This window comes from Nitrospiraceae bacterium (assembly GCA_020632595.1).
GTDB lineage: Bacteria > Nitrospirota > Nitrospiria > Nitrospirales > UBA8639 > Nitrospira_E.
In genome coordinates this window covers 1-3,302 of sequence record JACKFF010000044.1, presented here as the reverse complement: position 1 = coordinate 3,302, position 3,302 = coordinate 1, and the positions used below count along the sequence as shown (strand labels likewise).

The following is a 3,302-nucleotide window of genomic DNA, read 5'->3' as shown; positions in this document are numbered from 1 at the left end:
ACCGGCGCGGCCTATACCCTGCGGCGATTCTGCCAGGAACTCAAGAAACCGTTCTCTGTCCGCGCATATACCGAACGCGAACTCAAAACCGCTCTGGGAGACCTGCACCGCAACATCAACGGCCTGCATTACCACAATGTGCTCGATCCAGCCTGGTTCGGCCTGTGGGATTTCAAAGTCCTGCTGGTGGAAAAACCGGGCGGGTTAGGCATAGGCCAACCCCCAGCCTTCAAAACTGCCGGCGGCGGCCTCCGCTGGTACACCCAACGGTAACTTCCCCCATCACAGCCATTCTTTCCTTTTTTCTTCCTCTTTGTAAGGGAAGGAACTACGTGAACGGTGGGACTGCTGCCTCAACCAGATTCCGGCTTAAAAGCCTGCCGGAATGACGAGTTCAGGTGGGTAGAATAATAGCCAGAAACAGCCCTCTGTTGGCTCATCACAATCAGTTTGTAGGGTGGGCACCGCCCACCGTCTCAAATGATATTGGCGGGCCATGCCCTCCCTACCCATGCTTTCTACCTCTCAGTTGGTGTCCCAAGGAGACACATGAGCGCCAGACTAGCCTTTTCTCCTCCAACCCCAAATTCATCAAATGGCATGTTTGAGTTTTTTAAAATGGAGCTTTAACAATCTCATTCGTTATCGGGAGAGAGATGGAACAACTCGGCAGGATTGGCCACGGCAGCGAGCTTCTTATCCAGAGTCCACAATTGAAAATCATAGGCTCGGATGAAAGCGAGTAAAAAGGCATCAATCAGCCCCACCCCTTTCGAAAACCACCCATGATTAGCAGAGAGAGTCCCGGCCTCAACCCAGAGCCCCTCTTCCGGACGCTTTGGGAGGTTCGTCCAATACCCGACAATAATGGATCGTTCTCGTTCCGATTTAGCCCCTTGCAGCAGCTCGCCAAAGACACATTCCACGGCAACGACCTGCTGATGATCCAAGAGGGATCGAAACGGAAGAAAATAGGACGGGCGTGATTTGAAAAATTCGACCCACACCGAGGTGTCAACGACAATCATGATTGTCGATTCAACTTACGAATGCGGGAAGCGGTAAAGCCTTTTGAAAACTCAAGCGGACGATCTTGAACTTCAGAGGTTAACTTGGCAAGTTTCCTTAACCGAAGCCATTCCTCTAGTGCGAGCGTTAAGGACTCGGTCAGAGTCTGCCCCTTGGCGTGAGCCTTAACTTCTTCTACCAACTTGTCTGGCAATAATGCAGTCACCTTCATACGATCTATAATACGATGATGAATCTGATCTTGCAAGACTGAACAAAGATTCCGACTAATGACTGGCCGGAATGACGAGTTCGGATGGGCAGGTAATTTTGTAGGGTGGGCACTGCCCACCGGTTCACATAATATAGGCGGGCCATGCCCGCCCTACCATTCCTTTCACGGGATCAGGGGAGGAAACGGGTGCAGAAAAGGTTTGTGTCCTGAAGAGACACACGAACCACAGACTAGCCTTTTCTCCCCCAACCCCAAATTCATCAAATACCATGTTTGAGTTTGTAGGGTGGGCACCGCCCACCTGTTCAAACGATTTTGGCGGGCCGTGCCCGCCCTACCACTCACTCGCCAAACGCATGAGACTCGGCCAAATCGACTTGCTCTCCCCAATCAATAGGGTACATTCCTTGGGCCACAAATCGATGAAAAGATGAATACGGCCAATCTTGCACGCGGTCGACTAGCCCATGTTTGACGGGATTGTAATGAATATAGTCGAGATGGATTCGGAAATCGGCCTCATCTCGTATCACATGCTCCCAAAATCGCCGTTGCCAGATGGCCGCCTCCCGTTTACGAGAATCACCGTTGGAACAATCTCCTGTTGGGCAAAGGAAAGACCTGGTTTGCTTGGAAAATTTGGCCTTAATCAATCCCCACCGTTTTGAGTAGTCGGCATCACCCTCAGGTAAGGTCCAGACACAATGCCAGTGATCAGGAAGAGACACCCAGGCCTCCAGGGAAAAAGAATGGGCCAATTGCACCTCCCGAATCACATTGGCAAGGATGGTTCGGCAAAGAGGATGGGTGAGAAAGGGCTGGCGAGCATGAGTGACAACCGTAAAGAAGTACGTGCCGCCTGGAATACGCGCTCGACGATATTGGGGCATAAAGATTCTTCGTAGGGTGGGCACCGCCCACCGTCTCAAATGATATTGGCGGGCCATGCCCGCCCTACCATTCCTGAAAAAAGATTTCGTAGGGTGGGCAGAGCCCACCTTGGCAAATGATATTGAGTTTTGGAAGGGTGTTGGGGGAGAACCAAACACCAGGCCAGAGTCAGGAGACCGAAACCTCTTTTAATTTCTCCGCAATCCACACTTTAATTACGGCCTGCCGCGTCACGCCCAACCGCCGCGCTTCTTTGTCTAAGGAATCAACCATCCATGCTGGAAAATCGACGTTGACCCTCCGCTGTCCGTGGCCAGGACGAGTAGCCTGCTGGAGATCCAAATATTGTGTGACATTTTCTCCCGCATCGAACTGCTCATCGAAATTTTTCGCTTTCATACCACTCCACCTCCTCAAGTCGAGCACGTCGAACAGAAATCAATCGAATGCGGCCTGTTCGAATGGTGATAATAGCCGACCAATGCTTATTGCCAATTTTTCCAATCACCACTGAACGGGGTTCGTCACTCGTCTTGGCAGGAATTTCAAGCCGGTCAAGATCATCCCACAACGCCTGAGCGTCAACAAAATCAATTCCGTGCTTGGTTCGGCTCCTGACATGCTTCTCAATATCGTACTCAAACTCCATAACAGCATAATAATTATACTATTTTTATTGTAAAATTCCATTATACCCGTACTAAATACGATAATATTCACCAGGCAAGAGCCGTCTGCTGGAAAAACTTCCCACCCCTTGTTTGCGTTCGTCCTGCAAGGGGCCAATGGCTTGCTTCATCCGGCAGAGAACAAATTACCTGTTTCATTCGGATAAAATTGGTAGGGTGGGCACCGCCCACCTGTTCAAATGATACTGGCGGGCCATGCCCGCCCTACCTGAGATACCCACTTGCCGACATGATCCACCAGCCACTTGAGCAATTCATAGGCATCCGACACCACCGTCGGAAGACCTGTCGTCGCCATAGGACACCTCCTTGGAAAAAGATGAAGACAAAACAAGAAAAGGACCAAGGGGAAAAGGGGCAAAGAACCAAGGGTTACGGGGCGCCCTGAGCACACCGAAACCCGAAGATGTAGAACCCGACCGACGGGTGGACCCTGAAGCGGTAGGTCGAACGCAGGTCCCCGGGATAGGTGACGTACC

At 51.3% G+C, this 3,302-nt stretch carries 6 protein-coding genes; 1 reads left to right on the top strand and 5 read right to left on the bottom strand.

Annotated elements, in window-relative coordinates:
- Window positions 1–273 (top strand): hypothetical protein (locus tag H6750_21625; protein MCB9776909.1); only part of this gene is annotated, 273 nt, incomplete at its 5' end.
- 362 nt (window positions 274–635) lie between these two features.
- Here the strand turns inward: H6750_21625 and H6750_21620 are convergent.
- From H6750_21620 to H6750_21600, 5 genes are all read right to left on the bottom strand, one after another.
- Window positions 636–1,028: a PIN domain-containing protein gene (locus H6750_21620; GenBank protein ID MCB9776908.1), complete on the bottom strand. Its 393-nt coding sequence runs from the start codon at window positions 1,026–1,028 to the stop codon at window positions 636–638.
- Entirely contained in the window at window positions 1,025–1,240 is a 216-nt protein-coding gene (locus H6750_21615) for a DUF2191 domain-containing protein (protein MCB9776907.1), read from the bottom strand. Before H6750_21615 ends, H6750_21620 begins: the two co-directional genes overlap by 4 nt.
- Before the next feature lie 344 nt (window positions 1,241–1,584).
- Window positions 1,585–2,133 carry a transposase gene (locus H6750_21610; GenBank protein ID MCB9776906.1) on the bottom strand — a complete coding sequence of 183 codons (549 nt, stop codon included), beginning with the start codon at window positions 2,131–2,133 and terminating at the stop codon, window positions 1,585–1,587.
- 169 nt (window positions 2,134–2,302) lie between these two features.
- Window positions 2,303–2,533: a CopG family transcriptional regulator gene (locus H6750_21605; protein ID MCB9776905.1), complete on the bottom strand. Its 231-nt coding sequence runs from the start codon at window positions 2,531–2,533 to the stop codon at window positions 2,303–2,305.
- Complete coding sequence (locus H6750_21600) at window positions 2,511–2,783, bottom strand: BrnT family toxin (GenBank protein MCB9776904.1); 273 nt, start codon at window positions 2,781–2,783, stop codon at window positions 2,511–2,513. The genes H6750_21605 and H6750_21600 overlap by 23 nt, the downstream gene beginning before the upstream one ends.
- Window positions 2,784–3,302 lie beyond the last annotated feature (519 nt).